Source organism: Brevibacillus sp. AY1 (genome assembly GCF_029870785.1).
Taxonomy (GTDB): domain Bacteria; phylum Bacillota; class Bacilli; order Brevibacillales; family Brevibacillaceae; genus Brevibacillus; species Brevibacillus invocatus.
The window spans coordinates 609879-630459 of sequence record NZ_JAFLPN010000001.1; the positions used below are offsets into that span (position 1 = coordinate 609879).

Genomic DNA, 20581 nt, shown 5'->3' on the forward strand with positions numbered 1-20581 from the left:
AGGAGAGGATGAGTGTGAAGCAGGTCATTTCTTTTGTCGACGAGCAAGAGGTGGTCCGGCTAACCCAGGAGCTCGTGCGTATCCCGAGTGTATATCGCCCGGAGCAGCCGGGAGGAAACGAGGAGCGCGTTGCCTTGTTTGTAGCTGACTATCTTCGAAATATGGGATTGCAGGTGTATTACGAGGAAGTGGTACCCGGGCGTCCCAACGTGATTGCGATCTACGATTCCGGCAAACCAGGCAAGACCCTCCTCTTTGAAGCCCACACCGATGTCGTCACAGAGGGAGATCGGGATGCCTGGAGCTACGACCCGTTTGGCGCTGAAATGTTCGGTGGACGGATTTACGGACGGGGTGCGTGTGATACAAAAGGTAATCTGGCTGCTGCGATTTGCGCCGTCAAAGCCATTCAGCGTTCCAATCAGCCTTTTGCGGGCAAAATTCTATTGTGCATTCCTTGTGATGAAGAGGGGATGATGATCGGGATCAAGGATTTTATCCGGAGAGGCTGGGCGAAGAATGTGGATGCGGCAATTATCTGCGAACCGGAAGAAAACCAGCTATGCATCACACAAAAAGGGGCCATGCGTGCGATTTTACGAACCTTTGGAAAAATGGCGCATGGTGCGATGCCACTGACTGGAATCAATCCGAATACGAGGATGGCCAGAGCGATCGTCGGTCTGGAGGAGCTGGAGCGCAAAGAAATGGCGCGACTGGGGGAACATCCGATGCTGGGCTGGCCGAGTATTACGCCAACCATTCTGCAAGCTCCCGTAAAAGGAGAGCCACAAATAAATGTGGTTCCTGACCAGTGTATGACTACTCTGGATATTCGCACTGTACCTGGACAGAATCATGACGTGCTGCACGAAGAAATGCTGGGGATCCTGCGTCAATTAGGGCAAGAGGATGAGAAATTCAGAGCGACGCTGGAGATTATCGAGGAGCGACCTTGGACATTGACGGCGATGGAGGAGGAAGTGGTACAGGCTGTGGCCAACTCCTATCGTGAAATCACAGGAAAAGAACCGATCTACAACGGAGTGCCAGGAGCCACGGACGGGACTTTTTTGCATCAGGCTGGTATCCCGATTCTGACTACTGGAGCAGGAGACAGACATATCCCTCACCATGCAGACGAATATGTGGACATCTCTCAGCTCGTAGAATCGACTCAGCTTTTCGCCCTGTCAGCCATGCATTTTTTGACTCAGCCAGTCAAAGTTTAAGATACTAGAAGACAAGAATCCTTACTCGGATGATGGGTAAGGATCTTTTTCTGTAAAAAAAGTCTAGAAAGTTTCTCTAGAAAACTTGCTCAATCCATCCAAATTTTTTTACAATAAGGTGACGGTATTAATGAAGGGGGAAAGGCAATGAATATGCGCTGGGATTTGGATGTACTTTATACATCCTTCGATTCACCTGAATGTAAACAGGATTGGGAAGAACTATGTGACAAGATAGAGGCTCTAAAGCAATGGGCTGTTGAGAATTTGCAGAATACAGATGATGCAGTTGAGAAGATGGAGCAGTACATAACACAGTTGACCGCAATTTTACAGAAAGAATACCGTCTATTCAGCTATGCTGAGCTGACGGCGAGCGTGGATGCCAAGAATGAAAAAGCATTGCAGCTTTCTGAGCGCATCCAGGATCAGGCTGTAGAAAAAGTAGAGCCAGAAGTCCTGTTTCAAAAATGGCTGGGAACACTCTCGAATCTGGATGAGCTGATCAGCCAGTCTGGCCTCTTGGAGGAGCATCGATACTTCCTGCAAGAAATTGCGGAGGAAAGCAAGTACATGCTCAGCGAGAAAGAGGAAATCATTCTCGCTAAAATGAAAAATACCGGTTCCAATGCATGGACCAAGCTGCAAGAAATGCTCACGTCCACCTTATTAGTGGATATCACCATCGATGGCGAGCAAAAACAATTGCCGCTGCCAGTCGTGCGCAACATGGCGTTTGAAAAAGATGCAGATGTCCGGAAACAAGCGTACGAGGCAGAGCTTGCTTCTTACAAAAAAATCGAGGAATCCTCGGCAGCAGCCCTGAACGGAATCAAAGGTGAGGTTATCACCATTTCCAAGCTGCGAGGATATGAGTCCGCCCTGGACAAAACGCTGAAAGACTCGCGAATGGATCAAGAGACGCTGGATGCCATGCTGACAGCAATGCGTGAAAGCCTGCCCGCATTCCAGCGTTATTTCCGCAAAAAAGCAGAGCTGCTGGGCCATCAAAGCGGACTTCCATTCTATGATTTGTTTGCTCCTGTAGGCGACGCTGACATGCGTTTTACTTACCAAGAGGCGCGTGACTTTATTGTGAAGCATTTTTCCAGCTTTAGCCAAAAGCTTTCCGATTATGCTGCAAAAGCGTTCGACAACCGCTGGATCGACGCAGAAATTCGGGAAGGCAAGCGTGGCGGAGCTTTTTGCGAGAACCTGCATGTCGTAAAAGAAAGCCGGATCATGGCTAATTTCACAGGCAGCTACAGCGACGTGAGTACGCTGGGTCATGAGCTGGGGCATGGCTATCATGGCGATTGCTTGGTGGATGAAGCATTTTTGAATAGCGATTATCCGATGCCAATTGCCGAGACGGCTTCGATATTGTGTGAAACCATTATTGCCAACGCTGCTTTGAAAGAAGCTTCTTCCGAAGAGGCATTTTCCATTCTGGAAAACGATATATCCGGCGCTGCTCAAGTCATCGTCGATATTTACAGCCGATTCCTGTTTGAATCTGAATTGTTTGCTCGTAGGGAAAACGGTTCGCTTTCCGTAAAAGAATTGAATGAAATCATGCTGCAGGCTCAAAAGGATGCCTATGGGGACGGCCTGGATCAGTCTGTGCTTCATCCGTATATGTGGGTTTGCAAACCGCACTACTACAGCGCGGATTATAACTACTACAACTTCCCGTACGCATTCGGTCTATTATTTGCAAAAGGTTTGTATGCGGAGTACTTAAAAAAGGGCGAGGCATTCGTCCAGCAGTACGATGAACTGTTGTCCGTAACAGGCAAGAAAAGCGTGGCTGACGTGGCAGCCATCATGGAAGTCGATGTGCGCTCAATTGATTTCTGGCGCAACTCGCTGTCTCTTATTGAAAAAGATATCGATACCTTTATCTCGCTGGCTGACGCCAGATAAGGGAAGCATGGTTGAAAAACGTCCGATACCGATTCGGGCGTTTTTCGCATAGCGAAAGGGAATCGAGGAGAAAGTAAGAAAAACAAGCGAGGTGATCGAAGTGAACGGATTGCAATTATTAGATCGGCTCAGAGAAACAGAAAATAAGATGATGCATTTACATAGAGCCATTGACAAAGTGAGCAATGAACCTGATTTTAAAGAATCAGTCAGTGTGCTCACAGTAGTTGTGCGCGATTACCAGCAGCAATTGGACAAAATGAAGGAAGCGCTTGGAAGTATGGAGATCCCGCTCAATCATAACAACCAACACCAGGGCCAATCCCAGCAAAGCCATTAGCCCTGCTCGCTCCAGCGAAGATAAACAAAAAGCCCACTCTCTCTTTCCGAACCGTAAGAGAGTGGGCTTATGCCTTTATTCGAAGTCTAGATAGCGCTTGACTCCGTAAAACGGATAGAGCTTGTTCATGTATTCCATTTTTCCATAGCGAACATCGTCGCCATTGGCATGTACGATCATGTCGTCGCCCAGATAAATGGCTACATGGGAAACACGACCCTTGTTCAATGCATCGTAGAAAAGGAGGTCACCTGGTTTGGCATCTTCCAAATCTACGACTTCTCCACCGAGGAATTGTTCATCTGACGTTCGAGGCAGCGTTACGCCCATTTGTGCAAAAACATAGGAGGTAAAGCCACTACAGTCAAAACCATTCGTCGTAGTGCCGCCAAGGACGTAAGGTACTTTCAGTAATGGCTGTACGATTTCTTCCAGCTCATCGAGTTTTTTGACGGAAAGGTCATCGTCCTTGGAATCGTTCGATCTGCGCTCCATTCCTTTTAGAAACTCACTGGCTACGTAAGACTCTTCCTGTTCGTAGCGGATTTTTGTCCACTCAGCTCCAGGTTCGATCAGCTCCACTCGGGAACCATAATACAGTTTTCCGACGATTTCACCTTCCAGAGAGGGCGTATTGCGAACATGTAATACATCCGCAACGACTCTGGCTTTTTTACTTTTTTTGGACTCTTCCAAAAGCTCTGGATTCTCGTTTACCTGATACGGATTTGCTGTTGTCAAATCAACAATTGGCAGGCTTGTCCCAGTCAAAGCCAGTGTTTGGCCAATAGACAATCGATCCGAATCGAGCTGATTGTGTTGCATGATTTCATAGACCGTTGTCTGATGTTCCCTCGCAATTTTACTTAATGTGTCACCTGCATTGACTACATAGGTATAGGACGAAGCGTGTGCGGCAGATGGCAACAAAGTAAAGAGGGTAAGGAAGGTGATAATTCGCGAAGTATGTCTCATCGATCAACTCCACCAATCTACTAAATTCTGCATATCTAGCTAAAATTCTATCCGATTTATTCCTGTAAATCTATGAGAAAAAAGAACGATTAATATTTTGTAAAAAACTATTGCTTTCAGAATTCGAATCATGCTATATTACAGAAGTCGCCAGCGCAATTGACGATCTGGCAACGCGAAAAAGCATGGAGCTGTGGTGAAGTTGGAGTTCACGCCGGTCTGTCACACCGGAGGTCGCGGGTTCGAGTCCCGTCAGCTCCGCCATTCTTTTTCTCAACGTAAAGCATCTTGCCGGTGTAGCTCAATTGGTAGAGCACCTGACTTGTAATCAGGGGGTTGTGGGTTCAAGTCCTATCGCCGGCACCATTTTTGCGGTCGTGGCGGAATTGGCAGACGCGCTAGATTCAGGTTCTAGTGGTGGCAACACCGTGGAGGTTCAAGTCCTCTCGACCGCACCATTCTAAAAATCATCAAGCCCTTGAAATTGTCTCTCTGACAATTCAGGGGCTTTTTTATACTATCGGAAAGGTTAAGTGCGCTAAAGCGCTAAAAAGATTAGCGGAAGATAGTATAAGTGCAACTAAGGCTCCGCCAAAAGCTTGGCCGTAGCCAAGTTTTCTAATATTGTATTTCATATAGAGATTTAGGGATATTGCTTCAATTTCAATATGGATTGCTCAAATTCTGTATTTATGGACGTTTCTATTCAATCCATTGGCTGATACACTGACTTCATCATACGTCAATACTCAAGATTTCTTACCCGCGACGGAATAAGCCCTGGTGAATTTCGGCGGATTGCGCAGGAAGAGATCAGCGCCTACCCTTCCGTGTCGTTTGTGGAGGACACGGCGGTATCGATCTCGGGAGCAGACGGACAGTTTCATATTGCGACTTCGCAAGGTAAAACGTTTGGTAGTAAAAAACTTCTCTTCGCGGTTGGAATGAAGGATCGGCCGCTAAACATCCCGGGGCTGGCGGAGGTTTATGGAAATAGTGCTTTCGTCTGTCCGTATTGCGATGGCTGGGAATTAAGAGACGAACCGCTTGTGATTATTCAAAAGGGTGCTGAGCTCATGCATTTTGCTCCGTTAATAGCAGGGTGGACGAAGAATTTTACCATTTGCACGAACGGCGCTGATGAGCTGACGGATACGCAGCGCGAAGAGCTCCAGCAGCATCAAGTGCCAATGTTTGAGTCGCCAATCAGACACATCGACTCTCAGGAAGGAATTGTGCGTCAGGTTGTTCTGGAGGACGGGAATATCATTCCGTGCAGGGGAATCTTCTTTAAACCGGAGCTGGTGACGGGATCGGACTTGCCGAGAGCCATCGGCTGCGAGATCTCAGAAGTAGGAATGGTTGTAGTAGATGCCTTCGGGAAAACGAGCGTACCCGGCGTTTATAGTGCTGGGGATTCGGCATCCCGTATGCATCAGGCTATTGCTGCCGCGTCTATGGGTGCATTTGTCGCAGCGGCCTTAAACAATACATTGAATTTGGAGGATTGGCAGAGTAAGCAACTCTCTTGAGGAGCTGGGTCGCAAAGTGCCGTTCGACCAGGAAAGAACATGCGCAACGACAATGGTTCATGTACAATGACAAGAGAGATTGCGAAGGGAGTTATGCCTCATGAATATTGACGTTTTCTCGGACTCTGTTTGTCCTTGGTGCCGAATCGGCAAGAAAAATTTGTTTGATGCTATCGAGCAGTGGACAGGGGAGCCGATTCAGGTCCATTTCCGTACCTATTTATTGTCGCCTGAATTACCCAAGGAAGGTAAACCATTTTTCGAAGCGATGGCTTCCAAGGGCAGTCCTGACATGATTATGCAAATGCTGACTCAAGTCACGCGTGCAGGTGAAGCGGTCAATATCCCGTTTCGTTTTGACAAGGTCGAGCGTATGCCCAACACCTTAGCCTCCCATCAATTCATTAAAAGTGTGTCAGAAGAAGATACGACACGCGTCGTGGATGCGATCTTCAAAGCTTACTTCGAGGATGGAAAAGACATCGGAGACGTAGAGGTGCTGCTCGGTCTGGCAGATGATTTGGGGCTAGATGTGGAGCACGTGCGTGAGGCGATTGAAAACGAACGGAAGATGGATGAGATTCAGGCTGACATCGCATTTGCAAGGGAAAACCAGATCACAGGCGTACCGTTCTTTGTCATAAACGGAAAGCTGGCTCTGTCTGGTGCTCATCCAGTAGAGAATTTCCTGAAGGCATTTAAACAAGTGACCGAGATGGAAGGCTAATGTAAATTGCAGAGGGTAGTATGCTAGCAAAAAGACCGTCTTTTATGAAAAGGACGGTCTTTCATTGTTTCAAACCTCCAGCTTGGGTTCATCATCTGTTAAAAAACGAAACCAGCGTTGACGCAAATGAATTTGCGGCGAGTCGCCCATGACATGTGCTTCCAAGCGAAGCGCTTCAGGAATCGGACGAGGATGCTGGCTTTCTACAATCGCTTGATCTTCTTTTAGAACTTTGCTGCTGTACCTGGAAAAAATGCTATCCATGAAAGGCAGTGATTTCAGAAAGGTTCGCCCTGCTAATCCGAAGATCATGGTACGATTTTGATGGATCGGGGTAAAAGTCACATAGTTGAGAATGCCTCTAGCTTCATTGTCTGTCGTGCGCATCTGCTATTTCCCTCAAACTTCCATCCGTGATAGGGGCACATGACCTGATTGCCTGAGCAAGTGCCCAAGGACAAGTCTGCACCGCTATGCGAGCAATACGCGTTTATCGTATATGTGCGTCCATCTTCACCGCGATACACGATGCATCGTTTCCGCTCCCTTCCAAATAACGAAACGGAATTTTGGTTTCCTTGTTTTTAGCCAAGTCAATCCGACCATACTGTTGAACATGGAGGTGCCAATCATGTACGTAACCGTAACGACAGTAGGGGAGAATGATCAACCGCAAGTAACTGTGATGGGAGAGGTGCTCGTTTGCCAGAATGAGGGACACTATCTATTGCCTGGCAGATATGTACATGCTTTGAAAACCGATGATTTGCCAGTTGGTATCGGATTTGCTTTGTCTGGAGCACTTCCCTCCGGATACGGATTTTATCAGGAAGATCAGGTCATTTTCTCACGCAAGGACGGATCGTCCACGCTGCAAGTTGAAGTGACTTCTACATACAAAAAACAAGAATGGGACGGATTGTTTCCTCTCGATGCTACACTCTTGTCTCGCAAGGAGATGCTGGAGAAACACGAGCATTTTTCGGCGATCCGTTACGATATAGATGATGAGAAAGCAGAGATCGGCTTCGCGTTTACCTATCCAGCAGCGCCAAACTCCGATTTGGAACAAGTGATGGAATCAGTCTGCGACACTGTGTTCGAGGTGGAAGCGCAAGGAAATCTTCAGCTCTGGAGATTGAACTCTGGACACATTCAGGAATGGTAAAACCTGTCGCATGCAAGCATGCCATGATATAGTAAAAAATGATACGGACATGGACAGAGACAGAAAAGGAGAGGATCTCATGAAACGAATTCAAAACATTTTTTGTGTCGGACGAAATTATCGATTGCATGCTGCCGAGCTGGGGAATGATGTGCCGACATCCCCGATGCTTTTTGACAAACCGACACATTCCCTCGTGGCAACGAATGGACAAGAGATCGATTTGCCTGGAAATCGCGGGGAAATTCACTACGAGGCTGAACTGGTGATTCACATCGCGCGTGGTTACGAGCCAGGTTTGACACTTGATCAAATGGTCGACAAAATCGCGTTGGGTGTGGATTTGACGCTGCGTGATGTACAATCGGTGCTAAAGAAAAATGGACATCCTTGGCTTCTGGCGAAAGGCTTCAAGAATTCCGCCATTCTCACACCCTTTCACCCGTTTCCTGGGCAACAGCTCTTGGAGAAAACCCATTTTTCCATGCTGAAAAATGAAGAACAGGTTCAGCTCGGCAATGTTCAGGACATGATTTTTGATTTGATGACGATTATTCAATTTACGACAGAGCATTTCGGTTTGGATGCTGGCGATATTATTTATACCGGAACACCTGCAGGGGTTGGACCAGTTCTGGATGGGGATCACTTTGCCCTATTCTTTGGCGAAGAAAAATGGGGAGAATTTACGGCTCGCCTTCGCTAGTAACTAAAGTTCTAGATAAACACCGGAAAAGGTAGTTTAAGATGCATCTCTTGGAATGGAAATGGGAGAACCTTTGGTTTATCCGATTGAAAATTCAAGGGGTGCATTTTTTTAACGTGAACGGGATTATAACGGTTACATCGATGTCCAAGATTTACAGATTGTGTATGATTCAGTCGCTTGTTACAGTGGTATTGGGATTATGCTGAATCGTTATGTAGCTATAGTCCTAAAATATAGAAATACGAGGGAGAAACTATGTTAAATCGATCTCGTCAATGGATATTGACTTCTATGGCAGGACTCTTGCTGACTGTGTTCAACGTACCGGTTGCAAGCGCTGCTGAACTTGAAGCCCCCCCGGCAGCAGTACCAAGCTTTGATCGGCAGGAGCTGATCGACAAACTGGACGTAAAGGATAAAGACGTCATCGGGCTCTATTACACCTCTATGGAGGGAAGTCCCGAGAATCGTGTTCATAACATCAAAAAAGCGGTTAAAAAGATCAATGGTGAGAAACTAAAGCCGGGTGAATATTTTTCCTTTAATCAGGAAGTAGGCAACTCCAATCTGGCTGAAGATGGTTGGAAGGAAGCGAATGTCATTGTGGATGGCCAGTTGACAGAGGGCTACGGCGGCGGAATATGCCAGGTGTCTTCCACTTTGTTCAATGCGGTTCAGGAAGCGCAGTTGCCTATTCAAGAGCGTCACAGTCACAGCAAGTCAGTGGGGTACGTACCCGTAGGGCAGGATGCGACGATTGCCTATGGTTTGCTTGATTTTCGATTTTCCAACCCTTTTGCTCATACGTTAAAAATCAAGGCCAAGACGTATAATGATTCTGATGTCGTGATTGCCATTCTAAAGAAATAACGGTAAGAAAAGACGTGCTAAGCGCGTCTTTTTTGTACTATCGGAAAGTTTAAGTGCGCTAAAGCGCTAAAAAGATTAGCGGAAGATAGTATAAGTGCAACTAAGGCTCCGCCAAAAGCTTGGCCGTAGCCAAGTTTTCTAATATTCAAAATGAAAGGGGATAGCCATTTTATTCCGAAATAGTTCTTTTGGTCTAAAAGACTGATATGCCATACTTTTTAGGTCGATTGCACTCTAGTTCCATCCTCCCAAATCCATTATTGGTAAATTTTACGGTCTTATCCTCCTGTTTCCTGATGCGGTAACCTGTCCATGTACCCCACTACGGGTTGCACAACAAGAGTTCCACAACATGACAAGGAGGAAAAGAAAGTGACGAAACGAGATTGGGTGATGAAATCAACAGTAGCAGTCATGCTGAGTACGTCCCTGTTAATGGGTGGTCATATTGAACAAGCGGCCGCTAATACGCAAGTAGCAGTAAGCACGGTAGACATTGCAAGTACAGCGAAAAAACTGGTAGGAAAGCCGTACAAGTATCAGGCTAACGGACCAAGTTCTTTTGGATCAGCCAATTTCGCTACCTACGTCTACAAACAGGCAGGGATCAAGATCGGTAGTACGATTTCTGCGCTGTACAAGACAGGTAGCAGTGTCAGTCAAAAAAATGTAAAGGCTGGGGACCTCGTATTCTTTTCATCGAATGGAAAAGGCAGCCCGTCCTTTATGGGAATCTACATAGGCAATGATCAGTTCGTCTACTCTTCACAAGGTGAAGGGAAGGTAGTTCTCAAGAAATTCTCCGATTATGACAAAAAATTCGTAGGTGCCCGTCGAGTTGCGGATTCTAATTCTAATGAAAAACCGAATAACTCCGAATCTTCGACCAGTTCCATTGCCGATAAAGTGATTGCAAATGGAGAAAAGTATCTGGGGACAAAGTACAAATACGGTTCCAGTAAGGATACGACCAAAACGTTCGACTGCTCGTCCTTTACACAACGCGTCTTTAAAGAGGCAGGAATCACGTTGCCGCGTGATTCCCGCCAGCAATCGACCGTAGGAAAAACCGTTTCCAAGAAAGATTTGAAAAAAGGTGATCTGATTTTCATGAAGTCTTCTGCCAAGGGTGCTTCTGATCGGATCACGCACGTGGCCATCTATGCAGGTAATGGAAAAATACTGCACACCTACGGAAGCCCAGGTGTTACCTATTCGAAATTCGACGGAACCAACTGGGAAAAACGAGTGGTGAAGATCAAGCGCGTCATCTAATCAAGGGAGACTCTCATGCATACTGCATGGGGGTCTTTTTTCTGCTTTTCTGTGACGTGCTTCTATAGCATTATGACGCAGATATGCCCATATAGTTTCGCTAGGATGGTCTGCCAATTGTTGCTATGAAGAACAAAATCAAAGCAATCATTCTAGCTGGATAAGAGGATTCTTCAGAATAGTGTCGAATATTATTTATTGTACAATTGAAAAAAATGGAGGTGTGTCGTTTGGAATTGAACATGCCAGAATATTACAACTTCGCTGCGCAAGTCGATGAATACGCATGTAGCCATCCTGACAAACGTGCGGTATGGGAACTGGATGAAAGCGGAGCCGAGCAAATTCTGAGTTATGACCAATTGCGGCGTTTTTCCAATCGGATCGCCAATGGATTGCAATCTATTGGCATCGGCCAGGGAGATAAAGTGGTTGTTCTAGTAAAGCGGGGGATTGAAGCCTACGGGATCTATCTTGCTTTATTAAAAGTGGGAGCAGTCATCATGCCAGGTTCAGAAATGCTCCGTCAAAAGGATATTGAATACCGCGTCGACCATGCACAAGCTTGCGGGGTCATTTGCTTTGAAGGAATTTTGGAAGAAGTGGAGCCTCTTCGTGAAAGTTCGGCTACATTGAAGCATTTTATTACGCTGGGTGATAGCAGAGAGGGCTGGCTTCCTCTGGATGTATTGATCGGAGGACAATCCGATGAATTTTCCTGTGCGAAGACGCGTTCAGACGAGCTTGCTTTCTTGTCGTACACTTCTGGGACGACTGGCGGGCCAAAAGGCGTGATGCATGTGAGCGGCTGGCCACTTGCACATCTATCTATCGCTGCGTCTCAATGGCTGGATGTGCGTGAGAACGATCTGGTATGGGCAACGGCGGGACCAGGCTGGGCCAAATGGATTTGGAGCCCATTCGTCTCTACATTGGGTATGGGGGCTACAGCCTTTGTGTACAAAGGACGTTTCAGCGCAGAAGCTTATTTGTCGATTTTGGAAAAGTACCCTGTATCGGTTCTATGTGCAACTCCGACTGAATATCGGATCATGGCAAAGGCAAACGATCTGGAACAGTATCGATTGCAGGCGCTTCGTTCCCCTTGCTCGGCTGGGGAGCCTTTAAACCGGGAAGTGATCGATACCTTCCGTCGCGTGTTTGGCTTGACCGTACGGGATGGCTATGGGCAAACCGAAAGTACGTTGCTCGTTGGTACGTTTGTTGGCATGGAACCCAAACCAGGGTCAATGGGTCGCCCATCTCCTGTTGTCAGAGTCGCGATTGTGGATGAAGAAGGAATGGAATTGCCTGTAGGCAAAGTAGGCGATATTGCGATTAATCGTGACATGATCGCATTGTTTCAAGGTTATTTGAACGATCCTGAGAGAACCGCCAAGGCCTACCGTGGAGAGTGGTACGTGACCGGGGATCAGGGAAGAATGGACGAGGACGGCTACATATGGTTTGAAGGACGCTCTGACGACATCATTATTTCCGGAGGCTATACCATCGGCCCATTTGAAGTCGAGGATGCGCTCGTCAAGCACCCATCTGTCGCAGAGTGTGCGGCTGTAGCCAGTCCAGATGATGATCGTGGAAGCGTAGTAAAAGCCTTCGTCATTCTGAAAAAAGGGCACTCTCCGTCGGATGAGCTGGTTGAAGAACTGAAGGAGCATGTGAAGCATTTGACTGCACCTTACAAATATCCGCGAAAAATTGAGTTTGTTGAAGAGCTGCCTAAGACGAATTCCGGAAAAATCAGAAGAGTGGAATTGCGCCAGCAAGAGAAAGAGAACTTGAACCTCTCATAAACGAGCAGGAATTAGGAAGAAGCCTTGATGCGAATCATTCGTGTCATGGCTTCTTTTACATTCACCAGTTCCCGTCTCTGTGTGTTCACCCGGCCAAGGCTCTGCGCATAAGGTAATGTGAGCATCTACAGGAAGGAGCACGAAGAGTCATGATGAGTGGATTACCGTATACAACCACACAGACTGCGTCCAATACCCCACAAATGGTAACAATCGTGGATCCCTACGTCTATCAAGCCTTGCAAAGTGTGATTTCGCGTGAGGTTGTGATTCAGACTGTTCAGGGGAACATTCGAGGAGTTGTCACCAATGTATTGCCTGATCACGTGGTCTTGGAGGCTGGCAATGCATCGTTTTTTATTCGAATTCAGCAGATCGTATGGATTATGCCCTCTTAAAGCGGTATGAAACAAACCTCCCCTGACATAGAACTATATAGGCAGAAGCGTAAGGGGAGGGAATGGAATGTTTACACGGATCAACCGACTGGCGATTGAGCTCCCGGAACCGGCGTATGGAGACGCCAATGCAGCCGCCGCCGTTCAAGAGCTATTGGGCGGTCGTTTTGGCGAGATGTCTACATTGAATAACTATCTATTTCAATCTTTCAATTTTCGCGGGAAAAGCAAACTGAAGCCGTTTTATGATTTGGTGGCCAGTATTACGGCAGAAGAAGTGGGCCATGTAGAATTGGTTTCCAACGCAATCAATCTATGTATGAAGGGAATCACACATCCGGGAGATCCGGATACGACTCCACTCAGCAACGGGTTGAACAAGCGAAACACGTATTCATTCATCGCTACGGCACAAACGGCTATGCCCGGCGACTCAATGGGGAAGTCATGGACGGGGGATTATGTATTTTCCAGTGGTAACCTTGTGCTCGACCTGTTGCACAACTTCTTTCTCGAATGTGGTGCCCGAACCCACAAAATGCGTGTGTATCAAATGACAGATCATCCGACTGCCAGAGCCATGATTGGCTATTTGCTGGTTCGCGGTGGCGTTCATATCATCGCGTATGCAAAAGCCTTGGAAATAGCAACAGGCGTCGATATGACGAAGATGCTGCCCGTACCGGATTTAAATAATGAACAGTTCGATGCCACCCATCCTTACATTGCGATGGGGTTGAATCAAAAGCTGTTTACATTTAGCTATGAGGACTATCAGGACATCGCGAAGATTTGGAAGGGACCATTGCCGGACGGAGGAACCGCTGAGGTGATCCAGGGAGTGCCAGATGGTGGATCTGTTCCTGACCTTGACGAACTCCCGGAAGAATTTGCTCCTGGGGTGTCACGCGAGGATTTCTTGCTCATCGCCAAACGCTTGCAGCAATCAGCTGGAATGTAAGCAGACAGAGGTTTTACCTAATAATAAAGATACCCGGTTGCACGAGGCAGACCGGGTATTTTTTGATTCAATAGGAAAGGATATTTTTACAACGTCATGCAGCTTTTTTCATGGGCTAGGTCAATTCACTTCCATTTATGTAGTTCGATTGACAGCTTTGCTCAGCGCGTCCTCCAAAACATGGGCGTACTGCATCGTGGTTTCAATTTTGGAGTGGCCAAGCTGAGCTTGCAGCTGATGTGGATCTGGATTGAGCCGAAGAAATTGTGTGGCAAAGCTATGGCGCAATTTATGAACGGATAGATCCGGTATTCCAAAAGCCTTGGCGTACTTTTTCACCAGTTTTTGCACGGAGCGGACCTCGATGCGATGTCCATTCGCATTTCCTGGGGAGACGGCGAGAAAGACAGCATCCTCTTGTGCAGGCGGGTTGTACTTCTCGCGAACGAGCAAGTACCTTGCGAGATAGTCTTTTCCCCAATCACTAAAGAAAGGTGCGTCCTCCTTTTTCCCTTTGCGTACAAGCTTCAACTGATTTTTCTCCATGACGAGATCAGATAGGTCTAGACTGACGATCTCTGACACGCGAAAGCCACCAGAGAGAATCATCGCGATCAGAGCGGTATCACGTTCCCGATTCTGCAGGTGATAGTTTTGTTTTTTTACAGTGTCGCAATGTGCAAGATATCCTTCATAGACATAATCGACGAACTGATAGATTTCATCATCAATTAAAATCTTGGCTCGAATCGCATGTGCACGAGCAAGAGGTGTCAATTCCGTCATTTCCAGCTCGATTTTGGCGAGCACGTTGCGAGTCAGATAAGATTCTCCGTTCTCATCTTCTGCCAGGGCAGCGAGGTAGTGAAACAATGACTTGAGGCTGGAAATTTTTCTGCTGATTGTTCGGTCGCTGTATTCCTTTCGTGAGCTGCGCGTAGGCTTCGTGAGGAGAGCTGCGCGTTCGTACAAGTGCGATTCTTGCAAGTAGAGGATGTAGCTCTCCACCGTTTCCTTTTTCAATACGTTTAGTTCAGACAACGAAACATGCTTCATTTCCGTAGCAGAGGTAAGCCCCTCCGTCATCATCCAACGGAAGAAAAAGGAAAAGTCGCGCAAATAACCGAGCAGCGTAGAGGGGGAATTCTTCTTCGTTTTTTTATGTTCAATGAACTTTTCCACGTACCAGGGATATTCATGGATCGATTGTAATAGCTTGAGGGCATCACGTTGTTTGGTAATGGACATGCATACACCACCATTCTTGAAGGTAATCGATACGAACATATATTCTATCAAACGAAACAGCGGATGGGAATACCGTTCACATATTTACCCATAAATCGGACCATTGGGTGGAAGAGATCGTCTGAATACGGTTTTACACAGTATGCACAAAGGGCATATTCATCGAAATAAAAATTTGAAAATCATGTCTTTCTCATATGGACATTCAGAGATAAAGATGATAATTTATTATCAAATATCCTTGAAATTATACGATTCATACTACATTTCAAATGTCTTTACCACGCGCACATTTGTTTTTGTGGAAGTGACTTCCACCTGGCTTGTTCGAGTGTGTGCGGGATCAGGACATACAGTCGGAGGGATTGGCGATGTCAAGCAGAACGTTGGATCAATTTTTGAGCGAAAACTTGGACGATCTGAAGAGCAAAGGGCTCTACAACGTAATTGATCCTTTGCAGAGCCCAAATGGACCCATGATTACCATCTCTGGAAAAGAACTGATCAATTTATCCTCCAACAACTATTTGGGATTGGCAACGGATCAGCGCTTGATTGATGCCGCTGTAGCAGCTGCACAGAAATACGGGGTCGGTGCTGGGGCTGTTCGCACCATTAACGGAACGCTGGAGCTGCATGTGAGGCTCGAAGAAAAAATTGCTTCCTTCAAACAGACTGAGGCTGCGATTGCCTATCAGTCCGGTTTTAACTGCAACATGGCTGCGATTTCAGCGGTGATGGACAAAGAGGACGCCATCTTGTCCGACGAACTGAATCACGCATCGATTATTGACGGCTGCCGGCTTTCCAGAGCCCAAATCATCCGATTCAATCATTCTGATATCGACGATTTACGTCAAAAGGCCAAGGAAGCAAAGGAATCTGGAAAATATAAAAAACTAATGGTCATTACGGACGGCGTATTCTCCATGGACGGGGATATAGCCAAGCTACCTGAAATCGTAGAGGTAGCGGAAGAATTCGACCTGATGACGTATGTAGACGATGCACACGGATCTGGTGTTCTGGGAAAAGGTGCCGGTACCGTCAAGCATTTCGGACTGTCAGATAAAGTAGATTTTCAGATTGGTACGCTCTCAAAAGCCATCGGCGTGGTTGGGGGATACGTTGCGGGCAGACAGCAGCTGATTGATTGGCTGAAAGTGCGCAGCCGTCCATTCTTGTTCTCGACTGCCCTGACTCCTGCTGATGTGGCAGCTTGCATCACGGCGATCGATATTTTACAGAACAGCACCGAATTGCACGACAAGCTGTGGGCGAATGGAGATTATCTGAAAAAAGGCCTCAAGGCGCTGGGCTTCAATATCGGGGAAAGCGAAACACCTATTACTCCTTGCATCATCGGCGATGAGCAACAGACGCAGCAGTTTAGCAAAAGGCTGTACGAAGAGGGCGTTTATGCCAAAGCAATTGTTTTCCCCACTGTTGCAAAGGGTACTGGACGCGTACGCAACATGCCCACCGCAGCACACACGACGGAAATGCTGGATCGTGCGCTGTCGATTTACGAAAAAGTGGGGAAAGAAATGGGGCTTCTGAAATGAAAAAGATACTGGTAACCGGTGCGCTGGGCCAAATCGGCTCCGAATTGGTTATGAAATTGCGAGATCTTTATGGCAGCGACCAGATCATTGCCTCTGACATCCGAAAAGTCGAAGACAGCAAGGTTGTAGATTCGGGTCCCTTTGAAATTCTGGATGTGACGGACGGAAAGAGCATGTTCGAATTGGCGAAGACCCATCAAGTCGATACGATCATGCATCTGGCAGCGCTGCTATCGGCGACCGCAGAAGCCAAGCCGCTGTTGGCCTGGAATTTGAACATGGGCGGACTGGTGAATGCGCTGGAAACAGCTCGCGAGCTTCAATGCCAATTTTTTACCCCTAGCTCGATTGGCGCATTTGGCCCTACGACTCCAAAGGTAAACACGCCACAGGAGACGATTCAACGACCAACGACCATGTATGGCGTCAACAAGGTAGCAGGGGAGCTGCTGTGCGATTACTACTTCCAGAAATTCGGCTTGGATACGAGGGGTGTTCGTTTTCCAGGTTTGATCTCCTACGTTACCCCCCCAGGCGGAGGGACGACGGACTACGCGGTGGATATTTATTACAAAGCTATACTTGATGGCTCCTATACGTCTTACATTGCCAAAGGGACGTATATGGACATGATGTATATGCCGGATGCCTTGCAAGCGATTATCGACCTCATGGAAGCAGATGCTAGCAAGCTGCAGCATCGCAACGCATTTAACATCACTGCCATGAGTATTGAACCGGAGGAAGTAGCAGCGGAAATTCGCAAGCACATTCCTTCCTTTACCCTTTCCTACCAGGTAGACCCGGTTCGTCAAGCCATCGCTGAAAGCTGGCCTGACTCCATAGATCCGACAGCCGCCCAAGCAGAGTGGGGTTTTCAAGCACAGTATGATTTGGCGAAAATGACCGAAGACATGCTTACGAAGCTGCGTGGAAAGCTTCTTCAAAAAGTGAGTTAAAACAACAAGGCCACTTCACGCAGTTTAGCTGCAAAGTGGCCTTTTGGTCTATTGGGGAGGAACTTACAACAAAAAGAGGAGGGCGAGCATCCCTGATTTCAAACATAGGGGAAGCTCAACCATCCTCTTTTTTCCTTTACAGTCGTTGACGTGTTTGTTGTAACATGATCGAATTATTGATGGCGGTCCAAACATCTGACGATTCCGAACCGATGTACCAATAGGCAAACCCACCAATTTGCCATTTCAGACTAGCTTGTGCTTTCAAACCCAGTGAGCGGCTTTCCTCCAGCCAGATCGTATGTGTCACCCCTTGCTTTTGGTAGCTGGAGATATATTGTCCGATACTATCCTGCCATCTGGTATTTGCACGGTACTTGGCAATCAGCTCGTAGGAGCTAGGGATGCTCAAGTCGCTAGATTGCATACTGCCGTTTGCGGAGAACCAATCGCGGGTATAGAGCGGCAAACCGACGATCAAACGTTCAGATGGTATATCGTCGAGCAGATCTTGAATCTTTTTTTCCAACCAGGGAAGGGAGGCCACAGACCCTGCTTTTGGACTTCCAACCCAGTGCTCTTCATAGGCCATCAAGACGATATAGTCTGCGTATTTTGCCAGTTTTTCATAGTCAAACGGGTCACTCCAATCAGAGTTCGTATCCGGCGGTACGTCCACGGAAACGACGGCACCCTGTTTGTGCAAGGCAGTCGACAATTCTTGGATGAAGAGGGTAAAGACATCACGATCAGCAGGTGAGAAGGCTTCGAAATCCACGTTGATTCCATCCAACTGATACTTGGTTACATACCACGACAAGGTTTGTACAATCGCGGTGCGTTTCGCTGGAACGGACAGGGCAGCGTGCGTGGCTGCGGAGTCAAACCGGTTTCCAAAGAGGGGCCAGACCTCCTTGCCGTTCTGATGTGCCCATTTCACCAATGCGGCATCGCTCTGATCGCTCACCGTTCCGTCCTTTTGCAGGAAGTACCAGCGTGGAGACACCGTGTTCACGTTTGTCTTTTTCACCTGGTTGATAAATTCCTCTGTTGTGGACTGATATTGCCACCCGAGAGAAATCAAAGGCTTTGAGGAAACAGTCTGCGCCTTTAAAAGCGTCAGAATTCGCTCGAGAATGACAGCAGTCTCCTGTCGGGAAAGTGCGTCAGCCGGACGGAAGAAACCGTTGTAGCCAGACATCCATCCACGATGTACAGCATCTCGAATGGAAGGCAATGCCCAAGTAGATATCTCCTGCACATCCTTAAAGGACAAAGAAGCGGATGTAGAACCTTTTTGCTTCAAAGCGCGGACGAGGATGCTCGCTGCTTCTTCACGTGTGATGGTACGTTTCGGTGAAAAGGTATTGTTGCTCGTACCATTTACCAGCTCCAGAGAAGCTGCTGCCTGGATGTCACCGTATGCCCAGTTATTCTTGGTCACATCCGAGTAGGACGCTACTTGGCTGGCGACAGGTTTGACACCAATGGTGCGATTCAGCATCGCGACAAATTCAGCCCGAGTGACAGGACGAGTTGGGTGAAAATATCCTTTTTCGTCCCCGGAAATAATACCTGCATCATGCAAGGTGCGTATTTGTTTGCTCGCATAGCTGTTGGTTATGTCACGCAGCGTAAGTGTGGATGCCGTGGAGGCCGGTACCCCGATGGCAAGGGTAAAGGCATACGTCATCATTACAAGGGAGAGAAACCACATATGTAGACTTTGTTTTTTCATCATACTACCAATTATAAGGAGTGCCGCAGAGGCTTTCATTGGTGATTTATTGGTAAATCATAGACTGGGGTACAGTTAGAACTCTTCATTGATCGCGGAGCTATGATAAGATGGGAAGAGAGATCAAAGAGATTGGATAGAAGTGAGGCGGAAGAGAAATGAATGAAGTACTGATTGTAGGGGCAGGTCCTTGTGGGCTGGCAGCAGCGATTGCCTGCAAGAGAGCGGGGCTTGACCCACTGGTGATTGAAAAAGGGTCCTTGGTCCATTCTATTTATCGGTACCCGACCTACATGATTTTTCATAGCACGGCTGAACGGCTGGAAATCGGTGATATTCCGTTTTCGACTGCCAACGAAAAGCCGACCCGGCAAGAAGCTTTGAATTACTATCGTCTGGTTGCTGGCCGTGAACAGTTGCGTGTACATGTCTATGAAACAGTCACATCAGCCAAGCAGATTGAGGGTGGCTACCAAGTAGTGACCAGAGATCGATTGGACCAGGAGCATCGTTATACGTGCAAAAATTTGGTGATCGCGACGGGATATTTTGACCATCCCAATACATTGAAGGTTCCCGGTGAAGAGCTTTCGAAAGTATCCTCTTTTTACAGGGAGGCTCACCCTTACAGCGGGTTGAAGGTAGCGGTTGTAGGCGGGAACAATTCGGCTGTCGATGCGGCGATGGAGCTGGAACGAGCAGGGGCACAAGTGACGGTCATCTGTCGGAGACCAGAGCTGTCTGAAAAGGTCAAGGCATGGACACGACCCGTCTTTGAAAGCCTGGTGGAGAAAGAACGGATCAAGGTCATGTATCAGTCTACGGTTGAGGCGATTCAGGAGAAAACGATCCAGGTTCGAACAGGCGATGAGGTGGTATCACTTGAAAATGATTACGTCTTTTCGCTGATCGGATTCCGTCCGGATCGTACCTTCCTCCACTCTTTAGGGGTGAAAACCGATCCGGAGACGGGAATACCCGAACACAATCCCGAAACGATGGAGACCAACATACGTGGTCTGTACATCGCAGGTGTCGTGGCAGCAGGCAATCGCGCCAATGCCATTTTCATTGAAAATGGTCGATTTCACGGCGAGGCGATCGCAAGCCATATTATTCAATCACAAAAATCGTAAGGAAGGGC

19 protein-coding genes, 3 tRNA genes and 1 pseudogene are annotated in these 20581 nt (G+C 47.4%); 18 read left to right on the plus strand and 5 right to left on the minus strand.

Annotation, left to right across the window (positions count from 1 at the left end; all coding sequences use genetic code 11):
* The first annotated feature begins 14 nt into the window (after nt 1–14).
* The 3 genes from JZI27_RS03220 (at nt 15) to JZI27_RS03230 (ending at nt 3498) form a co-directional block, all read left to right on the plus strand.
* Entirely contained in the window at nt 15–1232 is a 1218-nt protein-coding gene (locus JZI27_RS03220) for a M20 family metallopeptidase (RefSeq protein ID WP_057134081.1), read from the plus strand.
* A 147-nt stretch (nt 1233–1379) separates the two neighbouring features.
* A complete protein-coding gene (locus JZI27_RS03225) occupies nt 1380–3158 on the plus strand; it encodes a M3 family oligoendopeptidase (RefSeq protein ID WP_280206761.1) in 1779 nt (592 codons plus the stop codon).
* Nucleotides 3159–3306: 148 nt separating this feature from the next.
* Nucleotides 3307–3498 (plus strand): hypothetical protein, encoded by a 192-nt coding sequence (locus JZI27_RS03230; protein ID WP_122908542.1) that lies wholly within the window; start codon nt 3307–3309, stop codon nt 3496–3498.
* 75 nt (nt 3499–3573) lie between these two features.
* Here the strand turns inward: JZI27_RS03230 and JZI27_RS03235 are convergent, their stop codons facing one another.
* Nucleotides 3574–4473, minus strand: coding sequence for a C40 family peptidase (locus JZI27_RS03235; protein WP_280206762.1), 900 nt, complete (start codon nt 4471–4473; stop codon nt 3574–3576).
* A gap of 187 nt (nt 4474–4660) precedes the next feature.
* Between JZI27_RS03235 and JZI27_RS03240 the strand changes: the two genes are divergently transcribed.
* The 5 genes and pseudogenes from JZI27_RS03240 to JZI27_RS03260 all read left to right on the plus strand — a co-directional run bounded on the left by JZI27_RS03240 (nt 4661) and on the right by JZI27_RS03260 (nt 6732).
* Nucleotides 4661–4737 (plus strand) — tRNA-Asp (locus tag JZI27_RS03240).
* Between the two features lie 26 nt (nt 4738–4763).
* Nucleotides 4764–4839: transfer RNA gene (locus tag JZI27_RS03245), tRNA-Thr, on the plus strand.
* A 5-nt stretch (nt 4840–4844) separates the two neighbouring features.
* Nucleotides 4845–4931 (plus strand) — tRNA-Leu (locus JZI27_RS03250).
* Between the two features lie 291 nt (nt 4932–5222).
* Nucleotides 5223–6005, plus strand: a pseudogene (locus tag JZI27_RS03255) (NAD(P)/FAD-dependent oxidoreductase); the annotation flags it as partial.
* Between the two features lie 100 nt (nt 6006–6105).
* Entirely contained in the window at nt 6106–6732 is a 627-nt protein-coding gene (locus tag JZI27_RS03260) for a DsbA family oxidoreductase (RefSeq protein ID WP_057134078.1), read from the plus strand.
* 69 nt (nt 6733–6801) lie between these two features.
* Here JZI27_RS03260 and JZI27_RS03265 read toward each other — a convergent pair whose 3' ends face one another.
* Together JZI27_RS03265 and JZI27_RS03270 are read right to left on the minus strand one after the other, a co-directional pair.
* Nucleotides 6802–7119: a hypothetical protein gene (locus tag JZI27_RS03265; protein ID WP_245996641.1), complete on the minus strand. Its 318-nt coding sequence runs from the start codon at nt 7117–7119 to the stop codon at nt 6802–6804.
* Nucleotides 7074–7259 (minus strand): Rieske 2Fe-2S domain-containing protein, encoded by a 186-nt coding sequence (locus JZI27_RS03270; RefSeq protein WP_280206763.1) that lies wholly within the window; start codon nt 7257–7259, stop codon nt 7074–7076. The genes JZI27_RS03265 and JZI27_RS03270 overlap by 46 nt, the downstream gene beginning before the upstream one ends.
* 104 nt (nt 7260–7363) lie before the next feature.
* Between JZI27_RS03270 and JZI27_RS03275 the strand changes: the two genes are divergently transcribed.
* The 7 genes from JZI27_RS03275 (at nt 7364) to JZI27_RS03305 (ending at nt 13927) form a co-directional block, all read left to right on the plus strand.
* Entirely contained in the window at nt 7364–7900 is a 537-nt protein-coding gene (locus JZI27_RS03275) for a hypothetical protein (RefSeq protein ID WP_057134082.1), read from the plus strand.
* A gap of 79 nt (nt 7901–7979) precedes the next feature.
* The gene (locus JZI27_RS03280) at nt 7980–8606 is read left to right on the plus strand and encodes a fumarylacetoacetate hydrolase family protein (RefSeq protein WP_057134079.1); all 627 of its coding nucleotides are present in this window, start codon (nt 7980–7982) and stop codon (nt 8604–8606) included.
* Nucleotides 8607–8864: 258 nt separating this feature from the next.
* Complete coding sequence (locus tag JZI27_RS03285) at nt 8865–9479, plus strand: VanW family protein (RefSeq protein ID WP_057134080.1); 615 nt, start codon at nt 8865–8867, stop codon at nt 9477–9479.
* Nucleotides 9480–9851: 372 nt separating this feature from the next.
* On the plus strand, nt 9852–10754 hold the full coding sequence (locus JZI27_RS03290) for a C40 family peptidase (protein WP_057133859.1): 903 nt from the start codon (nt 9852–9854) through the stop codon (nt 10752–10754).
* A gap of 230 nt (nt 10755–10984) precedes the next feature.
* Nucleotides 10985–12568, plus strand: a complete 1584-nt coding sequence (locus JZI27_RS03295; protein ID WP_122908230.1) for an acetate--CoA ligase — start codon at nt 10985–10987, stop codon at nt 12566–12568.
* A gap of 152 nt (nt 12569–12720) precedes the next feature.
* Nucleotides 12721–12966 carry a YuzF family protein gene (locus JZI27_RS03300; RefSeq protein WP_122908541.1) on the plus strand — a complete coding sequence of 82 codons (246 nt, stop codon included), beginning with the start codon at nt 12721–12723 and terminating at the stop codon, nt 12964–12966.
* A gap of 67 nt (nt 12967–13033) precedes the next feature.
* Nucleotides 13034–13927: a manganese catalase family protein gene (locus JZI27_RS03305; RefSeq protein ID WP_122908229.1), complete on the plus strand. Its 894-nt coding sequence runs from the start codon at nt 13034–13036 to the stop codon at nt 13925–13927.
* Nucleotides 13928–14062: 135 nt separating this feature from the next.
* On the opposite strand, the gene xerS is transcribed toward JZI27_RS03305, so the two are convergent.
* Nucleotides 14063–15175 carry a tyrosine recombinase XerS gene (gene xerS, locus JZI27_RS03310; RefSeq protein WP_122908228.1) on the minus strand — a complete coding sequence of 371 codons (1113 nt, stop codon included), beginning with the start codon at nt 15173–15175 and terminating at the stop codon, nt 14063–14065.
* Nucleotides 15176–15546: 371 nt separating this feature from the next.
* On the opposite strand from xerS, the gene JZI27_RS03315 reads away from it, so the two are divergent.
* Nucleotides 15547–16740, plus strand: coding sequence for a glycine C-acetyltransferase (locus JZI27_RS03315; RefSeq protein ID WP_122908227.1), 1194 nt, complete (start codon nt 15547–15549; stop codon nt 16738–16740).
* Nucleotides 16737–17699 (plus strand): L-threonine 3-dehydrogenase, encoded by a 963-nt coding sequence (locus JZI27_RS03320; protein ID WP_280206764.1) that lies wholly within the window; start codon nt 16737–16739, stop codon nt 17697–17699. Before JZI27_RS03315 ends, JZI27_RS03320 begins: the two co-directional genes overlap by 4 nt.
* A gap of 136 nt (nt 17700–17835) precedes the next feature.
* Here the strand turns inward: JZI27_RS03320 and JZI27_RS03325 are convergent, their stop codons facing one another.
* A complete protein-coding gene (locus JZI27_RS03325; RefSeq protein ID WP_280206765.1) occupies nt 17836–19437 on the minus strand; it encodes an S-layer homology domain-containing protein in 1602 nt (533 codons plus the stop codon).
* A 158-nt stretch (nt 19438–19595) separates the two neighbouring features.
* On the opposite strand from JZI27_RS03325, the gene JZI27_RS03330 reads away from it, so the two are divergent.
* Nucleotides 19596–20573 (plus strand): YpdA family putative bacillithiol disulfide reductase, encoded by a 978-nt coding sequence (locus JZI27_RS03330; RefSeq protein ID WP_280206766.1) that lies wholly within the window; start codon nt 19596–19598, stop codon nt 20571–20573.
* Nucleotides 20574–20581: the final 8 nt, after the last annotated feature.